This window comes from Streptomyces sp. SID8352 (genome assembly GCF_009862265.1).
GTDB lineage: Bacteria > Actinomycetota > Actinomycetes > Streptomycetales > Streptomycetaceae > Streptomyces.
Genome location: NZ_WWGX01000087.1, coordinates 1 through 19,298 on the forward strand (window position 1 = coordinate 1; position 19,298 = coordinate 19,298).

Sequence of the window (19,298 nt, forward strand, 5' to 3'; positions counted from 1 at the left end):
AATTGAGCTACGGAGGACCGAGCTCCCCCGACTGGACTCGAACCAGTAACCTGCCGGTTAACAGCCGGCTGCTCTGCCAATTGAGCTACGGAGGAATGCCTCGTCGCATCGAACGCCCCGTCCCGGGTACCCACCAGGGGCGTGCGCTCGCTGCGACACATACATTAGCGCAAGCAGGGGGGTGCTCCGCCAATCGGTACTCCCCCGCTCCCGCAGACTCCTACGGCACCAGGCAAGGGAAGGGTGGCCTCCATGCGTTATCGCCTCACGTTCGTCGTCGGACTGGCCGTCGGTTACGTGCTCGGCACGAAGGCCGGCCGCGAGCGGTACGAGCAGTTGCGGAGGTCCGCTCGCCAGGTCGCACAGAATCCGGCGGTACGCAACACCGCCGAGTCGGCCGCGCAGCAGGGGCGGCACTTCGCCGACCGCGCCTACAGCGCCGTGAGCCACAAGGTGGGCGACCGGATGCCCGACTCGGTCGCCCAGCGGGTGCAGGCGCTGCGCGAGCGCGGCGCCCAGAACGGCTCCGACGACTGGGGCACCAGCAACACCTGACCCCGCCGGACCGCCCGTTCCCGCGCCGGGTACGGATACCGCGCGCGGTGCGGCAGAATTCCGGCATGGGGATAGTCGCCGGGCTGGACAGTTCGCCCGATTTCACTCGTATCGTCGTCTGTGATGCGGACACCGGTGCCGTGCTCCGGCAGGGATACGCGCCGCATCCGGTGGAGAGCCCCGAGGGCGGAGGCCGTCCGGCCGACGTCGACCCGCAGGCCTGGCTGCTGTCCCTGGGCGAGGCCGCGGGCGGCGGGCTGCTGGAGGGCGTCCAGGCCATCGGGGTCTCGGCCCAGCCCGACGCGGTCGTGCCGCTGGACGCCCAGGGCGGCACCGTGCGGCCCGCCCTGGTGGGCGGTGACAAGCGGGCCCAGGTGGCCGCCGCCGATCTGGTCGACGCGCTCGGCGGGCGCGAGGCATGGGCGCAGGCGGTGGGCTGTGTGCCGCAGGCCGCGCACCCGGTGACCAAGCTGCGCTGGCTGGCCCGTACCGAGCCCGAGGCCGCCGCCCGCACCGCGGCGCTGCTCCAGGCGCACGACTGGCTGGTGTGGCAGCTGCTGGGGCGCCCGGGGCGGCACACCACCGACCGGGGCGGCGCCTCCGGCACCGGCTACTGGTCGGCGGCCACCGGCGGCTACCGCCCGGACCTCGTCGAGCTGGCCCTCGGCCACCTGCCCCTGCTGCCGGAGGTGATCGGCCCCGCCGAGGCCGCCGGCACCACCCCGGAGGGCCTGCTCATCTCCGCCGGGACGGGCGAGACAATGGCCGCCGCCTTCGGGCTCGGCATCGGGCTGGGCGACGCGGTGGTGTCGCTGGGCGGCTCCGGCTCCGTGATGGCCGTGCACTCCGAACCGCTGGTCGACCAGTCCGGCATGATCACCTCCCTGGCCGACGCCACCGGGATGCACCTGCCCGTCGTCACCACCCTGAACGCGGTGCGGGCCCTGCGCGGGGCGGCCGGACTGCTGGGCGTGCCGGATCTGGAGGGGCTGTCCGACCTGGCGATGAAGTCGACGCCGGGCGCCCACGGGCTGGTGCTGCTGCCGTACCTGGAGGGCGAGCGGACGCCCAACCTGCCGCACACCGCCGGCACGCTGGCGGGGCTGCGGCGCGAGTCGATGAAGCCGGAGCACCTCGCGCGGGCCGCGTTCGAGGGCATGCTCTGCGGTCTCGCGGACGCCCTGGACGTGCTGCGCGGCCGGGGTGTGGAGGTGCGGCGGGTGTTCCTGCTGGGCGGGGCGGCCGAGCTGCCGGCCGTGCGGGCGATGGCTCCGGCGCTGTTCGGGGCCCAGGTGGTGGTGCCGCAGCCGGCGGACTACGCGGCGATCGGCGCGGCCCGGCAGGCGGCCTGGTCGCTGGGTGTCTCGCGGGGCACCCTCGCCCCGCACTCCTGCCCGGCCTGGCGGGACGCGGCGGCGGAGGTACTCGACCCGGGCGAGGAACTGGCGGTGGGCCAGGCGGTGCGCCAGCAGTACGTGTCCGTACGGGAGCAGACCCACCCGGGCGCCTTCGGCTGAGCCCGGGGCCGGCGGGGCCGCGGCGCCCCCGTACGGCCGGAAGTTCCGCCCTGTCGGGTTAATCGGTTGAAGTAACACCGGTGGAGTGTTCGACGATGGGTGCCAAGGGCAGCCATCCGCCCCCGCCGTCCACTCCGAGAGACCCAGTGTGCTCATACGACTTCTCAGGGCCCATCTCAGGCCCTACAGGAAACCCATCGCGCTGCTGGTGGCGCTGCAGTTCCTGCAGACCTGCGCCAGCCTCTACCTGCCCACGCTGAACGCCGACATCATCGACGACGGAGTGGTGAAGGGCGATTCCGGCCACATCCTGCGCTTCGGCGCGGTGATGATCGGCATCTCCCTGGCCCAGGTCGTGTGCAACATCGGGGCCGTCTACTACGGCGCCCGCACCGCCTCCGCGCTCGGCCGGGACCTGCGGGGGGCCGTCTTCGGACGGGTGCAGTCGTTCTCCGCCCGCGAGGTGGGCGCCTTCGGCGCGCCCTCGCTGATCACGCGGACCACCAACGACGTGCAGCAGGTGCAGATGCTCGCCCTGATGTCGTTCACGCTGATGGTGTCGGCGCCCATCATGTGCGTCGGCGGCATCGTCATGGCGCTGGGCCTGGACGTGCCGCTGTCCGGCGTCCTGGTCGGGGTCGTCCCGGTGCTGGCCGTCTGCGTGACGCTGATCGTGCGGCGGCTGCGGCCCCTCTTCCGCTCGATGCAGGTGCGCCTGGACACGGTGAACCGGGTGCTGCGCGAGCAGATCACCGGCAACCGGGTGATCCGGGCGTTCGTGCGCGACGAGTACGAGCAGCAGCGGTTCCGCCGGGCCAACGCGGAGCTGACCGAGGTGGCGCTGGGCGCCGGCAACCTGCTGGCGCTGATGTTCCCGGTGGTCATGACGGTGGTGAACCTGTCGTCGATCGCGGTGGTCTGGTTCGGCGCCCACCGGATCGAGAGCGGCGGCATGCAGATCGGCGACCTGACCGCGTTCCTCGCCTACCTCATGCAGATCGTCATGTCCGTGATGATGGCCACCTTCATGTTCATGATGGTGCCGCGCGCCGAGGTGTGCGCCGAGCGCATCCAGGAGGTGCTGGACACCGGGAGCAGCGTGGTGCCGCCCGCGGCGCCGGTCACCGAGCTGCGCCGGCGCGGGTACCTGGAGCTGCGCGGCACCGGGTTCCGCTACCCGGGGGCCGAGGAGCCGGTGCTGCGCGGCATCGACCTGACCGCCCGGCCGGGCGAGACCACCGCCGTCATCGGCTCCACCGGCAGCGGCAAGTCCACCCTGCTCGGGCTGGTCCCCCGGCTGTTCGACGCCACCGACGGCGAGGTGCTGGTCGACGGGGTGGACGTGCGCACCGTCGACCCGGCGCTGCTGGCCCGGGTGGTGGGGCTGGTGCCGCAGAAGCCGTACCTCTTCGCGGGCACCGTCGCCAGCAACCTGCGCTACGGCGACCCGGACGCGAGCGACGAGCGGCTGTGGCGCGCCCTGGAGGTGGCGCAGGCCAGGGAGTTCGTGGAGCGGCTGGAGGGCGGGCTCGACGCTCCCGTCGCCCAGGGCGGCACCAACGTCTCCGGCGGCCAGCGCCAGCGCCTGGCCATCGCCCGCACCCTGGTGCAGCGCCCGGAGATCTACCTGTTCGACGACTCCTTCTCGGCGCTCGACTACGCCACCGACGCCGCTCTGCGGGCCGAGCTGGGCCGGGAGACGGCGGACGCCACCGTGGTGATCGTCGCGCAACGGGTGGCGACCATCCGGGACGCCGACCGGATCATCGTGCTGGACGGGGGCCGCGTGGTCGGCTCCGGACGGCACGAGGAGCTGATGGCGGAGAACGAGACCTACCGGGAGATCGTGCTCTCCCAGCTCACGGAAGCGGAGGCTGCCTGATGGCCGGGCCTGCGGGACGCATGATGGCCGGAGGCGGCCCGGACCAGCGCTCCATGGACTTCAAGGGGTCGGGCAAGCGCCTCATCGGCCAGTTCCGGCCGGAGCGGACGACACTGTACACGCTGCTGGCCTGCCTGGTCGTCAGCGTCGGGCTCAACGTGATCGGGCCGAAGATCCTCGGCCGCGCCACCGACCTCGTCTTCGGCGGCATCGTCGGACGCGACCTGCCGGCGGGGCAGACCAAGGAGCAGGTCCTCGAATCGCTGCGGGAGCAGGGCCGGAACGGCATGGCGGACATGCTGCGCGGCACGGAGTTCACCCCGGGCAGGGGCATCGACTTCGGGGCCGTCGGCGAGGTGCTGCTGCTGGCGCTGGGCACCTTCGCGGTGGCCGGGGTGCTGATGGCGGTGGCGACCCGGCTGGTGAACCGGGCGGTCAACCGGACGATGTTCCGGCTGCGCGAGGAGGTGCAGACGAAGCTGTCCCGGCTGCCGCTGTCGTACTTCGACCGGAGCCGGCGCGGCGAGGTGCTGTCCCGCGCCACCAACGACATCGACAACATCGGCCAGACGCTCCAGCAGTCGATGGGCCAGCTCATCAACTCGCTGCTGACCGTCGTCGGCGTGCTGGCGATGATGTTCTACGTCTCCTGGATCCTCGCGCTGGTCGCGCTGGTGACCGTGCCGCTGTCGTTCGTGGTCGCCACCCGGGTGGGCAAGCGGTCGCAGCCGCAGTTCGTGCGGCAGTGGCGCTCCACCGGCGAGCTGAACGCGCACATCGAGGAGATGTACACCGGCCACACCCTGGTGAAGGTGTTCGGGCGGCAGGAGGAGTCCGCGCGGCAGTTCGCGGAGCAGAACGAGGCGCTGTACGAGGCCGGGTTCCGGGCGCAGTTCAACAGCGGGATCATGCAGCCGCTGATGATGTTCGTGTCCAACCTGAACTACGTGCTGGTCGCGGTGGTCGGCGGGCTGCGGGTGGCGTCCGGCTCGCTGTCCATCGGCGACGTGCAGGCGTTCATCCAGTACTCCCGTCAGTTCTCGATGCCGCTGACGCAGGTGGCGTCGATGGCGAACCTGGTGCAGTCCGGCGTGGCGTCGGCGGAGCGGATCTTCGAGCTGCTGGACGCCGAGGAGCAGTCGGCGGACCCGATCCCGGGCGTGCGGCCCGAGGAGCTGCGCGGGCGGGTGGAGCTGGAGCACGTCTCCTTCCGCTACGACGAGGACCGGCCGCTGATCGAGGACCTGTCGCTGGCGGTGGAGCCCGGCCACACCGTGGCCATCGTCGGGCCGACCGGCGCGGGCAAGACGACGCTGGTCAACCTGCTGATGCGGTTCTACGAGGTGTCGGGCGGACGGATCACGCTGGACGGCGTGGACATCGCCACGATGTCCCGGGACGAACTGCGCGCCGGGATAGGCATGGTGCTCCAGGACACCTGGCTGTTCGGCGGCACCATCGCGGAGAACATCGCGTACGGGGCGGCACGCGAGGTGACGCGCGGCGAGATCGAGGAGGCGGCGCGGGCCGCGCACGCCGACCGGTTCGTGCGGACGCTGCCGGACGGCTACGACACGGTGCTCGACGACGAGGGGACGGGGGTCAGCGCGGGCGAGAAGCAGCTCATCACCATCGCGCGGGCGTTCCTGTCCGACCCGGTGATCCTGGTGCTGGACGAGGCGACCTCCTCCGTGGACACCCGTACCGAGGTGCTGATCCAGAAGGCGATGGCCAAGCTGGCGCACGGGCGGACCTCGTTCGTGATCGCGCACCGGCTCTCCACGATCCGGGACGCGGACACGATCCTGGTGATGGAGGACGGGTCCATCGTGGAGCAGGGCACGCACGCCCGGCTGCTCGCGGCGCGCGGCGCGTACGCGCGGCTGTACGAGGCGCAGTTCGCGCAGGCGGTGGCCGAGGTGGACTGATCCGCCGGGACCGGTGAAGGGGTGCTCCCCCGGGCGGGGGCACCCCTTCGGCGCGCCCGGACGGCGGCCGGACGGGGCAGGGCCGGGGCCCGGCACCGGGCCGGGCAGGGGACGGGGTGCTCGGCACCGGTCCGGGCGGTGCCGGGACTCGGTGCCGGGCCGGGCGGTGCCGGGACTCGGCACCGGTCCGGGCGGTGCCCCGCCCGCGCCGGTCAGTCCAGGTAGCCGCGCAACTGGTCGGCGTAGGCGTGGTCGCGGAGCTTGCCGAGGGTCTTGGACTCGATCTGGCGCACCCGCTCGCGGGTGACGCCGAAGAGGCGGCCGATCTCCTCCAGGGTGCGCGGACGGCCGTCGTCCAGTCCGTACCGGAGCTGGACCACCTTGCGCTCGCGCTCCCCGAGGGTGGACAGGACCGCGTCCAGGTGCCGGCGCAGCAGCAGGAAGGCGGCGGACTCCACGGGGCTGGCGGCGTCGCCGTCCTCGATCAGGTCGCCGAGCGAGACGTCGTCCTCCTCCCCCACCGGGGTGTGCAGGGAGACCGGCTCCTGGGCCAGCCGCAGCACCTCGCCGACGCGTTCCGGGGTCAGCTCCAGGCGGGCGGCGACCTCCCGGGCGGTGGGTTCGCGGCCCTGCTCCTGGAGCATGAGGCGCTGGACCCGGACGACCCGGTTGATCAGCTCCACCACGTGGACGGGGACGCGGATGGTGCGGGCCTGGTCGGCCAGCGCCCGGGACATGGCCTGGCGGATCCACCAGGTGGCGTAGGTGGAGAACTTGTAGCCGCGGGTGTAGTCGAACTTCTCCACGGCGCGGATCAGGCCGACGTTGCCCTCCTGGACGAGGTCGAGCATGGTCAGGCCGCGGCCGACGTAGCGCTTGGCGACGGAGACGACGAGCCGCAGGTTGGCCTCGATCAGGCGGCGCTTGGCGACCCGGCCCATGACGACCAGCCGGTCGAGGTCGTGGGCGAGGGGGCCGTCCGGGGCGGGGACGCGGCTCAGCTTCTCCTCGGCGAACAGCCCCGCCTCGACCCGGCGGGCGAGTTCGACCTCCTCGGCGGCGGTGAGCAGGGGGATGCGGCCGATCTCGCGGAGGTACTGGCGGAACAGGTCCGAGAGGGGACCGCCGGACTCGGTGCGGGTGGGCGCCCGGGAAGTCCCGGCGGGCCGGGCCTCCCCCGGCTCCCCGGGCGGGGCCCCGCTCCCGGGCGCGCCGTCGGTACGGGCTCCGCGGTCGGTACGGGGCGCGCCGTGGCCGCCGGACGCCCCCTCGGCCCGGGGCTCCGCGCGGACGGCGGGGGCCGCGGGCACGGCGGGCAGGAGCGCGGGGCGGTGGGCGGCGCGGCGGTGCGGGGGCGGGGCGACGAGGACGGCGCGCTCGGCGTCCTGCGCCGCGCCCGGAGTGCTCGCGTCGGTCTGGGTGGGGGTCCGGGTCTGCACGGGTGGCGACCTCCAGGATGAACGCTGCCGGCGGGGCCTCGGCGGTACCGCGGGAGCGCGGTCGGCGGGCTCACCGCCGGCCGTCCGTACGCGGAGGACACGGCCGGTGGGGGTCCGGGCCCGTCGGAGGACGGACCGGCCGCGCTCCGGGGGACTCGGGCACCGGCCCCCAGTGTGGCGTACGGCACATCGCCGCCACGAGGGGCGTGCGGTGACTTTTTGCGTCCGGCCCGTGACGGCGGGCTCACCGGGGCGTACGGGCGGGCTCATCGGAGCGTCCGGGTGCCCGCGCCCCGGCGGGACGGCCGGACCGCCCGGACCGGCACGGGAGCGCGGCCCGGGAAGCACGGCCGTGCGGCGCGGCCCCGGGATCTCCCCGACTCGGACGTCCGGGAACCGCCCCCAGTGGGCGGGCCGGTGGGCGGTGCGGGAGCGCGGGACGCGGAGGGGGGAGCCCGGCGGCGGGGATCCGGGGCGCCGGACGCGTCCGGGCCCGCCACGGCGCCGCGCGGGGCTCCGTGGCGGCGCCGCCGGGGGCGCAACGATGCCGTCGCCCGGCGGTACGGGCGGGACCGCCGTCAGAGGGCGGTGGCGCCTTGTTCGCGCAGGGTCTGGTCGTACTGCTGGAGGACCCACAACTCGTTCTGCACGGCGGCCAGTTCGGCGGGGTCGCCGTGGGCGGCGAGCCGGGTGAGGCGGCCGGTGATCTCGTGGATGCGGCGCTCGACGGCGCGGCGGCGGACGGTGACGAGCTGGGCCCCGGCGTACAGCTCGTCGACGCCCTTGACGCCCCGGTGCAGCATGATCGCCTCGACGGCGAGTTCGGTCACCATGGCGCGGACGGCGTCGTCGGGGGCGGCGTCGCGGACCCGGACCAGGTAGTCCTGCGGGTCCTGGACGCCGAGTTCGGCGCCGCCCGCCTCCAGGATGGCCTGGCGCACGGCCGCGTAGGGCGGGGCGGTGAACTCGTCGGCGCCATAGGCGTCGAAGGCCGGGGAGACCAGCTCGGGGCGCTGGAGGGCGAGCTTGAGCAGCTCCCGTTCGGTGGCGAAGACCGGGTTGCGCAGGTTGAGCGCGGGGCCGCGCGGGGCGGGGCGGTCGGCGGGGGCGTGGGACTGCGCGGACCCGGCGCCGCCGCGCTGCTGCCGGTCGGCGGCCGGGGCGGGGCCGCCCTTGCCGCCGCGTTCGCGGGCCCAGCGGGCGAGCTGGGCGACGCGCCGGACGACGAACTGGGTGTCGAGGATGCCGAGCATCCCGGCGAGCTGCACGGCGACCTCGTGCTGGGCGCCGCTGTTCTTGATCCGGGCGACGACGGGAGCGGCCTCGTCGAGCGCGGCGGCGCGCCCGGCGGGGGTGTCCAGGTCGTAGCGGCCGGTGATCTGGCGCAGGGCGAACTCGAAGAGCGGGGTGCGGGGCTCGACCAGGTCGGCGACCGCCTCGTCGCCCTTGGCCAGGCGCAGGTCGCAGGGGTCCATGCCGTCGGGGGCGATGGCGATGTAGGTCTCGGCGGCGAACTTCTGGTCGTCCTCGAAGGCCCGCAGCGCGGCCTTCTGCCCGGCCGCGTCGCCGTCGAAGGTGAAGATCACCCGGGCCGAGCCGTTGTCCATGAGGAGGCGGCGCAGGATCTTGATGTGGTCGCCGCCGAAGGCGGTGCCGCAGGTGGCGATGGCGGTGGTGACCCCGGCCAGATGGCAGGCCATGACGTCGGTGTAGCCCTCGACGACGACCGCGCGGGACGCCTTGGCGATGTCCTTCTTGGCGAGGTCGATGCCGTAGAGGACCTGGGACTTGCGGTAGATCGGGGTGTCGGGGGTGTTGAGGTACTTGGGGCCGTTGTCCGTCTCGTACAGCTTGCGGGCGCCGAAGCCGACGACGTCGCCGCCGATGTCGCGGATGGGCCACATCAGCCGGCCGCGGAAGCGGTCGATGGGGCCGCGACGGCCCTCCTGGGCGAGGCCGGAGAGCAGGATCTCCTTGTCGCTGAAGCCCTTGCCGCGCAGGTAGCGGGTGAGGTGGTCCCAGCCCTGGGGGCTGTATCCGACGCCGAAGTGGACGGCGGCGGCCTGGTCGAAGCCTCGGTCGGCGAGGAAGGCCCGGCCGGTGTCGGCCTCGGCGCCGGTGGCGAGCTGCTCCGCGTACCACTGGGCGGCGGTCCGGTGGGCCTCGACCAGGCGGATGCGCTCGCCGCGCTGGTGGGTCGGGTTGTACCCGCCCTCCTCGTAGCGCAGGGTGATGCCGGCCTGGGCGGCGAGCCGCTCGACGGCCTCGGAGAAGGTGAGGTGGTCGACCTTCATCACGAAGGTGATGGTGTCGCCGCCCTCCTGGCAGCCGAAGCAGTGGAAGAGTCCCTTGCTCGGGCTGACCTGGAAGGACGGCGACTTCTCGTCGTGGAAGGGGCACAGGCCCTTGAGGTTGCCGCCGCCCGCGCCGCGCAGCTGGAGGTACTCCGAGACGACGGCGTCGATCGGGACCGCGTCCCGTACCGCCTTCACGTCCTCGTCGTTGATCCGTCCGGCCACGGAACGAAGTCTACGGTGGCTCCGGCGGCGGCCCCGACGGCCCCGGCCGGGGACGGGCCGCGCGGCCGGGCCGACCCGGGTCCGGGACCGCGCGGCGCCGGGGTCAGGGCAGCAGGGTGTCCAGCGGCACGTGCGGGTCGGCCAGGGCGTCGGTGTCCACCGGGGCCTTGGCCCGGATGAGGGCCTGGACGGGTTCGGTGACGTCCCACACGTTCACGTTCATCCCGGCCAGCACCCGGCCCTCCTTCACCCAGAAGGCGATGAACTCGCGCTTCGCCGCGTCACCGCGGATCACCACCTGGTCGTAGGAGCCCGCGGGCGCCCAGCCGGAGTACTCCATGCCCAGGTCGTACTGGTCGGAGAAGAAGTAGGGCACCCGGTCGTAGCTGACGTCCCGGCCGAGCATGGCGCGGGCGGCGGCGGGGCCGCCGTTGAGGGCGTTGGCCCAGTGCTCCACGCGCAGCCGGGTGCCGAAGAGGGGATGCGGGAAGGAGGCCACGTCCCCGGCGGCGTGGATGTCGGGGTCGGAGGTGCGCAGGTGCTCGTCGACGACGATGCCGCCGCCGTGGGCGCGGTCGGCGATCTCCAGCCCGGCCGCCTGGGCGAGGGCGGTGCGCGGGGCGGCGCCGATGGCGGCCAGCACGTCGTGGGCGGGGTGCTCCTCGCCGTCGTCGGTGCGGGCGGCGAGCACCATGCCGTCCCGGCCGACGATCTCGGTGAGGGTGGCGCCGAAGTGGAAGCGGACGCCGTGCTCGCGGTGCAGCTCCGCGAAGACGCCGCCCAGTTCGGGGCCGAGGACGCCGTGCAGCGGGGTGGGGCCGGGCTCGACGACGGTGACCTCCGCGCCGTACTCGCGGGCCGCCGCCGCGACCTCCAGGCCGATCCAGCCGGCGCCGGCGATCACCAGATGGCCGTTGTCCCGGCCGAGGGAGGCGAGGACCCCCTTGAGCCGCTCGGCGTGGGCGAGGCGGCGCAGGTGGTGGACGCCGGCCAGGCCGGTGCCGGGGACGTCGAGGCGGCGTGGCTCGGCACCGGTGGCGATGAGGAGCTTGTCGTAGCGGACCCGGGTGCCGTCGTCGCCGTAGTGGACGGTCCGGGCGTCCCGGTCGACGGAGACGACGGTCTGGCCGAGGTGGAGTTCGATGTCGTGCCGCGCGTACCAGGCCGGCTCGTGCACGAAGACGCTGTCCCGGCTCTCCTTGCCGAGCAGGAAGCCCTTGGACAGGGCCGGGCGCTCGTAGGGGTGGTCGCGCTCGTCGCAGATGAGGATCACCCTGCCGGTGAATCCCTCGGTGCGGAGCGTCTCGGCCGCCTTGGCGCCGGTCAGCCCTCCTCCGACGATGACGAATGTCTGATCCGCGTCGACCACTTGTTGCCTCCTCGTCAGGGTGCCGCCACCTGCGAGCGTCCCGCACCCCGCGTGGCGCGGGAAGGGGGAGTGACCCGATCAGGCCAGCGGCGATTTCCTCGTTCCGGCCATGTCAGTCTTATCGGCGCCCGGTCAGCCGGGCGTGCAGGGAGCGGGCCGAGGCGTCCGTCAGGGACGCGATCTGGTCCACGATCACCCGTTTGCGCGCCCGGTCGTCGCCCGCGGCGTCGAACAGGCTGCGGAACTGCGGGTCGAGCCCGTCGGGGGCGCGGGCGGTCAGCGCCGCGGCCAGTTCCGCCACCACGATCCGCTGGTCGGCGCGGAGCCGCTCCTGTTCGGCGCGCTGCATCACGTACCGGTCGGCGACGGCCTTGAGGACGGCGCACTCCAGACGGGCGGCGCGGGGCACGACCAGTTCGGCGGTGTAGCGGGTGAGCCGCCCGGTGCCGTACGCGGCCCGGGTGGCGGTCTCGGCGGCCAGGCAGAAGCGGCCGATGAGCTGGCTGGTGGCGTCCTTGAGACGGGCCTGGGCGACGGCCGTGCCGTCGTAGCCGTGCGGCCACCAGTCCTGGGCGAGGAGGCGGTCGAGGGCGGCGGCGAGTTCGGCGCGGTCGGTGCCGGCGGGGGCGTAGCGGCCGGCGGTGACCGCGAAGACGTCCTCCCGCTCGGGGTCCGCGAGCAGGCAGTTGGGGTCGATGTGCCCGGCGTGCAGCCCGTCCTCCAGGTCGTGCACGGAGTAGGCCACGTCGTCGGACCAGTCCATGACCTGGGCCTCGAAGCAGGTGCGGGCGGCGGGGGCGCCCTCGCGCAGCCAGGCGAAGACGGGCCGGTCGTCGTCGTACACGCCGAACTTGGGGGAGGCCGGGTCGGTGGGGTGGGCGCCGCGTGGCCAGGGGTACTTGGTGGCGGCGTCGAGGGCGGCGCGGGTCAGGTTGAGGCCGACGGAGCCCTCCGGGGTGAACCGCTTGGGCTCGATGCGGGTGAGCAGCCGGAGGGACTGGGCGTTGCCCTCGAAGCCGCCGCAGTCCCGGGCGAACTCGTTGAGCGCCTGCTCCCCGTTGTGCCCGAAGGGCGGGTGGCCGAGGTCGTGGGAGAGGCAGGCGGCCTCCACGAGGTCCGGGTCGCAGCCGAGGGCGGCGCCGAGTTCGCGGCCGACCTGGGCGCACTCCAGGGAGTGGGTGAGCCGGGTGCGGGGGCTGGCGTCCCAGACCGGGCTGCCCTCGCCCGGCGTGACGACCTGGGTCTTGCCGGCGAGGCGGCGCAGCGCGGCGGAGTGCAGGACCCGGGCGCGGTCGCGCTGGAAGGCGGTGCGCCCGGGGCGCTTGTCCGGTTCGGGCGCCCAGCGGGCGGTCGAGGCCGGGTCGTAGGGGGCCGGGGGTGCGGTGCCTTCCATGACTGAACAGTAGGCGGAAGCCGGGGCGGGCGGGACACGCGGGGGTCCCGTGCGACCGCCCGGCCGCCGGGGGTGAAACCGGTCACGTGCCCGGCGGCGAACCGCCCGGCGGCCGGGCACGTCCTCCGGGGCGGGGGACGGAACGGGAGAAGGGGGGCGCCGATGCGCCGCTGGGCGAGCCGCGTGACGGGGCTGACGGGGAGGCCGCGCCTGCCGCGCACCCGCCGGGGGTGGCGGCGGCTGGTGCGGGTGGTGGTGACGGTCTGCGTGCTGGCGCTGGCCCCGGCGACCTGGACGCACCTGGCGTCGGCCGGGCGGCTGCACACCACGGCGGACGTGCCGCGCACCGAGGTCGCGGTCGTCTTCGGCGCGGGGCTGTGGCGGGGCGATCCGTCGCCGTACCTCGCGCACCGGCTGGACGCGGCGGCCGAGCTGTACCGGGCCGGGCGGATCGAGGTGGTCCTGGTCACCGGCGACAACGGCCGCGCGGAGTACGACGAGCCGGACGCGATGCGCGCCTACCTGGTCCGGGCGGGGGTGCCCGACGGGCGGATCGTCAGCGACTACGCCGGCTTCGACACCTGGGACAGCTGCGTCAGGGCGAAGAAGGTCTTCGGCGTGGACCGGGCGGTCCTGATCAGCCAGGGCTTCCACATCCGCCGCGCGGTGGCGCTCTGCCGCCGGGCGGGCGTGACCTCGTACGGTGTCGGCGTCGACGCCAGGCACGACGCGACCTGGTACTACGGCGGCGTGCGGGAGCTGTTCGCGGCGGGCAAGGCGGCGGCGGACGCGGTGCTCCGGCCCGACCCGACGTTCCTGGGCCCGAAGGAGCCGGGGGTGTCCCGGGCCCTGACGGAGTCCCGCTGAACGGGGGCGGGGCGCGGGGCGCGGGCCGGGTGCCCGGAAGCCTGGGGTGCCTGGCGGGGTCCGGGGGGCCGGGGCGCCGAGGGTGGGGGCCCGGGGAGCCCGGGGAGCCCGGGGCGCCTGGCGCGGGCCGGAGGCGCGGGCCCCGGGTGGCGGGGAGCCCGGGGCGCCTGGCGGGGACCGGGGGTCCGGGGCGCCGAGGGGTGTGGGCCCAGGGTGCCGAGGAGCCCGGGGAGCCTGGCACGGGCCGGAGGCGCGGGCCCCGGGTGGCGGAGGTCCGGGGGTGCCAGGCGGGGCGGGATGCGTGCCGGGACCCGAGGGCGCCGAGGGTGGGGGCCCAGGGTGCCGGGGAGCCCAAGGCCGGGCCCAGGACACCGGGGAGTCCGGGGCGCCTGACGGGGGCGCGGGACCTGGGGCGCGGACCCGGGTGGCGGAGGACGACTGCCCCGGGCTCCTGGTCCCCCGGGCCCCTGGCCCCCCGGGCTCCTGGTCCCCCGGGCCCCTGGCCCCCCGGACTCCTGGGCCCCTGGGCCCCTGGGCTCCTGGGCCCGTGGGCTCCTGGCCGGGTGAGGCCCCGCCGGGGCGGCCCGGGGTGGGTCTCGGGCGGCGGAGTCTCCCGGCCGGATGCGTCCAACCCGCCTTCCGGTGCCTCTGATTGGCCGCCGGCGAGCGCCCCGCCCCGGTGCGGGGCGCGTACGCGCGGGTCCCTCGGCCGGGGGCGGCGCTCCCCCGGCTCCGGGGCGGGCTCCCGGAGGGCGCTGCGCGGGGCGAGCCCGCCCGGTCACCCGTTCACCCCCGCGCCGGGCGCCCGGTGGATCTTTTTCGGTTCCGCCCCGCGCCACCCCGGTGACCTGCCAAGACGGCGGGCGGGCGGCACACGGCGGCGTCCCCGGCGACACCCGTTCACCGCAGCGCGGGCGGCTTCTCGACAAGCGGGCCGCGCCGGGTGCCACTTTCCTCGGTAGGGCAGGGGCCACCGAACAGCCCGAAGGAGCAGCACCGATGCGACGTACCGCCCGCCTGCTGACCGGTACCGCGCTCGCCGTCGCGGCAGCGGGTCTCGCCACCGCCTCGTCGGCGCACGCCGGGCAGAGCGAGGAGGACGGCGGGCTCAGGGTGTACCCGGCGTCGGTCGTGCCGGGCGAGCCGGCCGTCGCGGAGACGACGAGCTGCGCGGGCCACGGCGCGGCGGTGGGCGACGCGGGCGCCGTGGGCGCCGGGACGTTCCCGCTGGCGCCGGACGGTGGCAGGGGCGTCGCGGCGGGACGGTTCGAGGTGCCGCCGAGCGCACAGCAGGGGACGTACGAGATCGTCGCCACCTGTGCGGAGGGCGGCCGGCGGGTGACGGGCGATCTGGTGGTCACGCTGACCGCGGACCCCGAGCGGGTGTACCCGAGGGGGAGCGTCAAGACGGGGGTCGGCGGCGCGTTGGGCCCCGACCCCGTGCAGACCGCGGCGGGCGTGTCGGCTCTGGCCGTCGCCGCCGCGGGCGGTACCTGGCTCCTGCATCGCCGGGCGAGAGGCGACGGGATCTGACGGGCACCCTCCGCCGCCCGTCGGCCGGTACCGCACGTCCCCGCCCCCTCCGGGTCCGACCCCCCTCGCGGCCCGGAGGGGGCGGGGGCCCCACGAGTCCGAGAGGGGACGCCATGCGCAGGGTGGGTGACACGGCGATAGCCGCCGGGACCGCGGTCGCGCTCTGCGCCGGGGTGTGGCTGCTGCTCGGCACCGGTGCCGGGGCCCCGCCGCAGCCGTCGGCCGCGCAGTCCGCCGCCGGCACCGCGCCCGGCCGCGAGGCGCCCGCCGCCCCGGCGCTGGCGCCGTCCCCGCCGGAGCGTGTCCGCATCCCCGCCATCGGCGTGGACGCCCCCCTGATGGGCCTCGGCCTGACCGCCGCCGGGAGCCTGGACGTGCCGCCCGCCGCCGACGCCAACCTGGCCGGGTGGTACGAGGCCGGGACGGTCCCCGGCGAGCGGGGCACCGCCGTCGTCGCCGGGCACGTCGACAACGCCCGGGGACCCGCCGTCTTCTACCGGCTCGGGGCGCTGCGCAAGGGCGCCGCCATCGAGGTGGAGCGGCGTGACGGGACGGTGGCCGTGTTCACGGTGGACGCGGTGGAGGTGTACGCCGCGAGGGACTTCCCCGACGAGAAGGTGTACGGCGCCGCCGACCGCCCCGAGCTGCGCGTCATCACCTGCGGGGGCGGCTACTCCCGGGCGACGGGCTACCAGGGCAACGTGGTCGTCTACGCCCGTCTGACCGGCGTCCGCTGAGCCGCACGGGCCGTCGGGTCCGTCGAGCCCGCCGGGCCCGGGGTGTCGACCGGGTCCTCCGGGCCGACCGGGTCCGCCGGACGGCGCGTCAGGCGAGCCACTGCTCGTACGCCAGGTTCGCCACCAGAGCGAGGACGACGGTGAGCAGGACGAGGCGGACGAAGCCGCTGCCCCGCTTGAGCGCGGTGTGCGCGCCGAGGGTGCCGCCGCCCAGGTTGAAGACGGCCATCAGCGCGGCGAGCTGCCAGAGCACGGCGCCCTGCCAGGCGAAGGTGGCGAGGGCGCCCGCGTTGGTGCAGCAGTTGACGATCTTGGCGGTGGCCGAGGCGGTCACCAGGTCCAGGTGGAGCACGGCGGTGAGCGCCAGCACCAGGAACGTCCCGGTGCCGGGGCCGATGAGGCCGTCGTAGAAGCCGATGCCGACCCCGGCGAGGGCGATGGCGGCCAGGACGCGGCGTGGCCCGGCCGGTGCGGCGGGGGCGGGACCGGTGCCGAAGGAGGGGCGCAGGATGACGAAGGCCGCGACGCCCAGCAGCACCACCATGATCACCGGCTTGAGCACCTCGGTGCTCATCCCGGCCGCGAAGAAGGCGCCGCCGGACGACCCGGCGAGGGCCGCGAGCCCGATCCGGACGGCGGTGCGCACGTCGACGGGGGCCTTGCGGGCGTAGGTCACGGCGGCGCCGGTGGTGCCGACTATGGCGACGGCCTTGTTGGTGCCGAGGGCGTGCGCGGCCGGGGTCCCCGCGGGCAGGCCCAGCAGCAGCGCGGGCAGCAGCACGAGGCCGCCGCCGCCGACCACGGCGTCGACCCAGCCGGCGGCGAAGGCCGCGAGACACAGCAGGACGAGCGCGGTCAGCGGTATGTCGGGCATGGTGGCGACCCTATGGAGCCGGTGGAGCGGCCGTCCATCGAGCTGAGGGACATCTGAGCTTCGGCGTCCGCTCCCCCGGGCACGCGCACGCGCCCCTCCCGGTGCGGGAAGGGCGCGGGGCGCGGATCTCGGGGCGCGGGGGCCGAGGCGCGGGGCGCGGGAGGCCGAGGCGCGCGGGGGTGGGGCGTCCGGGCGGGTCACCCGGCGGCCGGACGTTCCGGCGGCGCGGCCGAGGTGCCGTGGCCGGCGTCGCGCGCCCGCCGGGGGCCGCGGGACGGACCTCCGGGGGCCGCGGGACGGGCCTCAGGGTGCCGCCGCCACGGGGGGCGCCGGTTCCGGGGTCCTTCCCGGCGCCGGGGCGGGGCGGTCTCCCGCCGGGTCCGGCGCGGGGTCGGCCAGCCGCCGCGGCGGGCGCAGGTCGGGGATGCGGCGCAGGCCGGGGCTGACGGTGCTGTAGCAGGCCAGCGCCAGCAGCAGGGCGGAGTTGGCGAGGAGGACGGTACCGGGGCCGACCCGGGTCAGCAGCGCGCTGGTGAGCAGCGGGCCGAAGGGGATGATCAGGGCGGGGATCAGTCCGCAGGCGGTCTGCACGCGGCCCTGGAGGTGGTCCGGGATGCTGTGCAGCCGGGCCGCGGCGATCACGGCGTTGGCGGCCGGTGTGGCCAGGCTGCACAGCCCGATGACCAGTGCGAGGGCGGCCATGTGGGTGCTCAGGGCGAGCAGCGGGGTGAAGAGGGCGGTGCTCCAGCACACGGACAGCACCAGGGTGCGGGGGGCCAGGGTGGTGCTGGTGCGGGCGGCGACTAGGGAGCCGACGAGGTTGCCCGCGCCCGAGGCGGCGATGATCACCGCGTTGTGGTAGCCGCCGGACGTGCTGTGGGCGCCGCCGGTGATCAGGACCAGGACGATGCCGCTGAACGCCAGGTTGACCAGGGCGGCGTTGACCAGTGTGTAGCGCAGGAAGGGGCTGCGGCGCACCTCCCGCAGGCCGGTGCCCAGGTCCTTGACGAGGCTGGGCGGGGGCGGGCTCCCGGCGGTCGAGGGGCGTCCGGCGGGCAGCCGCACCAGGGCCACGCACACCGTGGACGCCAGGTAGGAGAGCGCGTCGACGAGGAACGGCAGGGCGGGGGCCACGGCGTACAGGGCGGCGCCGATCAGCGGCCCGGCCAGGGTGACGGCGGCCGAGCGGGCCTGGCTCAGGGAGAGCGCGGCGCCGAGCTGCTCGCGGGGCACGACATGGCGCAGGGCGGCGGATGCGGCGGGACCGAAGGGGGCGCCGAAGACGCTGTTGGCGACGGCCACGCACAGGGCGAGGGACAGGGTGACCCGGTCGGTGAGGACGGCGGCCGTCATCACCACGTAGGCCAGGGCGCGGGCGGCGTCGCTGACGATCAGGACGGCCTTGCGCGGGAGCCGGTCGACGAGCACGCCGGCGGGCAGGCTCGCCAGGACGGAGGCGAGGATCTCGGTGAAGGTCACCAGGCCGAACGCGGTGACCGATCCGGTGGCGTGCAGCACGACCAGGGGCAGCGCGATGGCGCTGGCCTGGGACCCGAAGCCCGAGAGGGCGTGAGCCAGCCACAGCCGCTGGTAGTCACGGTTGCGGTGCAGCGGGGTGAGCGTCCGGACCGACATGGGTCTGCTCTCCTTTCGGACCACGGCCGAAGCGGCCGGCACCGGGTGTGCCGGCCGCTTCACGGATGACGACTCGGGGCTCAGGCTTCGATTCTGGTGTTGTTGCAGCCGCTGCTGACGGTCGACCACTCGGCGACCTGCTGGTCCTCGGAGCCCTCGGGCTCGCTCAGGGAGAGGTTCTGGAGCTTCAGGATCTCGGACATGGCGTCTTCCCTTCGGTCACGGCCTCACGGCCGGGCGGAGTGGGTGCGATGGGTGCCGTACGGGGCGGTGCGGTGCGGTGCGCCGTACGGGGCGGTGCGGAGGAGCGGAGGGGTCAGACCTCGATCCGGTCGATGTCACCGCAGACCAGGCTCATGGTCGACCAGTCGGTCGCCTGCTGGTCCTCGGAGCCCTCCGGCCCGCTCAGGGACAGGCTCTGCAGCCTGAGGATCTCGGACATCGGGGCTTCCCTTCGGCCGGGGCCTCGCGGCCCGACGGCCGGGCGTCGGGTACGACGCGGTGCGGAACCGGCGCTCGGCGTACTGCGGAGGAGCGGACGGGTTAGACGGGGACCCTCGTGTTGTTGCAGCCGCTGCTGACGGTCGACCAGTCGGCGACCTGCTGGTCCTCCGAGCCCTCCGGCTCGCTCACGGACAGGTTCTGCAGCTTCAGGATCTCGGACACGGTGTCTTCCCTTCGGTCACGGCCTCACGGCCTCACGGCCGGCGGAGTACGGGTACGGACGGTGCGGTGCGGTGGTGCGGGGCCGCACGGACGTACGGCCGGGTCGCGGAAGCGGAGCCGGTCAGCCCTCGATGCGCGTGTGGTTGTTGTTGCAGCCGCTGCTGATGGTCGACCAGTCGGCGACCTGCTGGTCCTCCGAGCCCTCCGGCTCGCTCAGGGACAGGTTCTGGAGCTTCAGGATCTCGGACATGGCGTCTTCCCTTCGGTCACGGCCTCACGGCCGAGGCGGGTACGGATACGGGCGGTGCGGTGTGGTGCGGTGGTGCGGAGCCGTACGGACGTACGGCGGGGTCGCGGAAGCGGAGCCGGTCAGCCCTCGATGCG

Annotated in this window: 17 protein-coding genes and 1 tRNA gene; 7 read left to right on the forward strand and 11 right to left on the reverse strand. The window is 75.0% G+C overall.

Annotation, left to right across the window (positions count from 1 at the left end; translation table 11 throughout):
- Nucleotides 1-22: 22 nt before the first annotated feature.
- Nucleotides 23-95 (reverse strand) — tRNA-Asn (locus GTY84_RS25810).
- Nucleotides 96-252: 157 nt separating this feature from the next.
- Here GTY84_RS25810 and GTY84_RS25815 point away from each other — a divergent pair.
- The 4 genes from GTY84_RS25815 to GTY84_RS25830 all read left to right on the forward strand — a co-directional run bounded on the left by GTY84_RS25815 (nt 253) and on the right by GTY84_RS25830 (nt 5,882).
- Entirely contained in the window at nt 253-555 is a 303-nt protein-coding gene (locus tag GTY84_RS25815) for a YtxH domain-containing protein (protein WP_161228792.1), read from the forward strand.
- Between the two features lie 65 nt (nt 556-620).
- Nucleotides 621-2,072, forward strand: coding sequence for an FGGY family carbohydrate kinase (locus GTY84_RS25820; protein ID WP_161228793.1), 1,452 nt, complete (start codon nt 621-623; stop codon nt 2,070-2,072).
- Nucleotides 2,073-2,220: 148 nt separating this feature from the next.
- Nucleotides 2,221-3,954, forward strand: coding sequence for an ABC transporter ATP-binding protein (locus tag GTY84_RS25825; protein WP_161228794.1), 1,734 nt, complete (start codon nt 2,221-2,223; stop codon nt 3,952-3,954).
- Nucleotides 3,954-5,882 (forward strand): ABC transporter ATP-binding protein, encoded by a 1,929-nt coding sequence (locus GTY84_RS25830; RefSeq protein ID WP_161228795.1) that lies wholly within the window; start codon nt 3,954-3,956, stop codon nt 5,880-5,882. Before GTY84_RS25825 ends, GTY84_RS25830 begins: the two co-directional genes overlap by 1 nt.
- A 212-nt stretch (nt 5,883-6,094) precedes the next feature.
- Here the strand turns inward: GTY84_RS25830 and GTY84_RS25835 are convergent, their stop codons facing one another.
- The 4 genes from GTY84_RS25835 to GTY84_RS25850 form a co-directional block, all read right to left on the reverse strand.
- Nucleotides 6,095-7,321, reverse strand: a complete 1,227-nt coding sequence (locus GTY84_RS25835; protein WP_161228796.1) for an RNA polymerase sigma factor — start codon at nt 7,319-7,321, stop codon at nt 6,095-6,097.
- Nucleotides 7,322-7,899: 578 nt separating this feature from the next.
- On the reverse strand, nt 7,900-9,840 hold the full coding sequence (gene dnaG / locus GTY84_RS25840; RefSeq protein WP_161228797.1) for a DNA primase: 1,941 nt from the start codon (nt 9,838-9,840) through the stop codon (nt 7,900-7,902).
- Between the two features lie 103 nt (nt 9,841-9,943).
- Entirely contained in the window at nt 9,944-11,209 is a 1,266-nt protein-coding gene (locus GTY84_RS25845; protein WP_161228798.1) for an FAD-dependent oxidoreductase, read from the reverse strand.
- Nucleotides 11,210-11,327: 118 nt separating this feature from the next.
- Complete coding sequence (locus GTY84_RS25850) at nt 11,328-12,602, reverse strand: deoxyguanosinetriphosphate triphosphohydrolase (protein ID WP_161228799.1); 1,275 nt, start codon at nt 12,600-12,602, stop codon at nt 11,328-11,330.
- Nucleotides 12,603-12,764: 162 nt separating this feature from the next.
- On the opposite strand from GTY84_RS25850, the gene GTY84_RS25855 reads away from it, so the two are divergent.
- The 3 genes from GTY84_RS25855 to GTY84_RS25865 all read left to right on the forward strand — a co-directional run bounded on the left by GTY84_RS25855 (nt 12,765) and on the right by GTY84_RS25865 (nt 15,739).
- Complete coding sequence (locus tag GTY84_RS25855; RefSeq protein WP_161228800.1) at nt 12,765-13,469, forward strand: ElyC/SanA/YdcF family protein; 705 nt, start codon at nt 12,765-12,767, stop codon at nt 13,467-13,469.
- A gap of 999 nt (nt 13,470-14,468) precedes the next feature.
- Entirely contained in the window at nt 14,469-15,002 is a 534-nt protein-coding gene (locus tag GTY84_RS25860) for a hypothetical protein (protein ID WP_161228801.1), read from the forward strand.
- Between the two features lie 113 nt (nt 15,003-15,115).
- The gene (locus GTY84_RS25865) at nt 15,116-15,739 is read left to right on the forward strand and encodes a class F sortase (protein WP_161228802.1); all 624 of its coding nucleotides are present in this window, start codon (nt 15,116-15,118) and stop codon (nt 15,737-15,739) included.
- 88 nt (nt 15,740-15,827) lie between these two features.
- Here GTY84_RS25865 and GTY84_RS25870 read toward each other — a convergent pair whose 3' ends face one another.
- The 6 genes from GTY84_RS25870 to GTY84_RS34765 all read right to left on the reverse strand — a co-directional run bounded on the left by GTY84_RS25870 (nt 15,828) and on the right by GTY84_RS34765 (nt 19,164).
- On the reverse strand, nt 15,828-16,613 hold the full coding sequence (locus GTY84_RS25870; RefSeq protein WP_161228803.1) for a TSUP family transporter: 786 nt from the start codon (nt 16,611-16,613) through the stop codon (nt 15,828-15,830).
- Nucleotides 16,614-16,916: 303 nt separating this feature from the next.
- On the reverse strand, nt 16,917-18,248 hold the full coding sequence (locus tag GTY84_RS25875) for an MFS transporter (RefSeq protein ID WP_161228804.1): 1,332 nt from the start codon (nt 18,246-18,248) through the stop codon (nt 16,917-16,919).
- 80 nt (nt 18,249-18,328) lie between these two features.
- Nucleotides 18,329-18,451, reverse strand: coding sequence for a hypothetical protein (locus GTY84_RS34750; RefSeq protein ID WP_265291333.1), 123 nt, complete (start codon nt 18,449-18,451; stop codon nt 18,329-18,331).
- 113 nt (nt 18,452-18,564) lie between these two features.
- The gene (locus GTY84_RS34755) at nt 18,565-18,690 is read right to left on the reverse strand and encodes a hypothetical protein (protein ID WP_272919275.1); all 126 of its coding nucleotides are present in this window, start codon (nt 18,688-18,690) and stop codon (nt 18,565-18,567) included.
- 101 nt (nt 18,691-18,791) lie between these two features.
- Nucleotides 18,792-18,914 carry a hypothetical protein gene (locus GTY84_RS34760; RefSeq protein WP_272919276.1) on the reverse strand — a complete coding sequence of 41 codons (123 nt, stop codon included), beginning with the start codon at nt 18,912-18,914 and terminating at the stop codon, nt 18,792-18,794.
- A 121-nt stretch (nt 18,915-19,035) separates the two neighbouring features.
- Nucleotides 19,036-19,164 (reverse strand): hypothetical protein, encoded by a 129-nt coding sequence (locus GTY84_RS34765; protein WP_272919277.1) that lies wholly within the window; start codon nt 19,162-19,164, stop codon nt 19,036-19,038.
- Nucleotides 19,165-19,298: the final 134 nt, after the last annotated feature.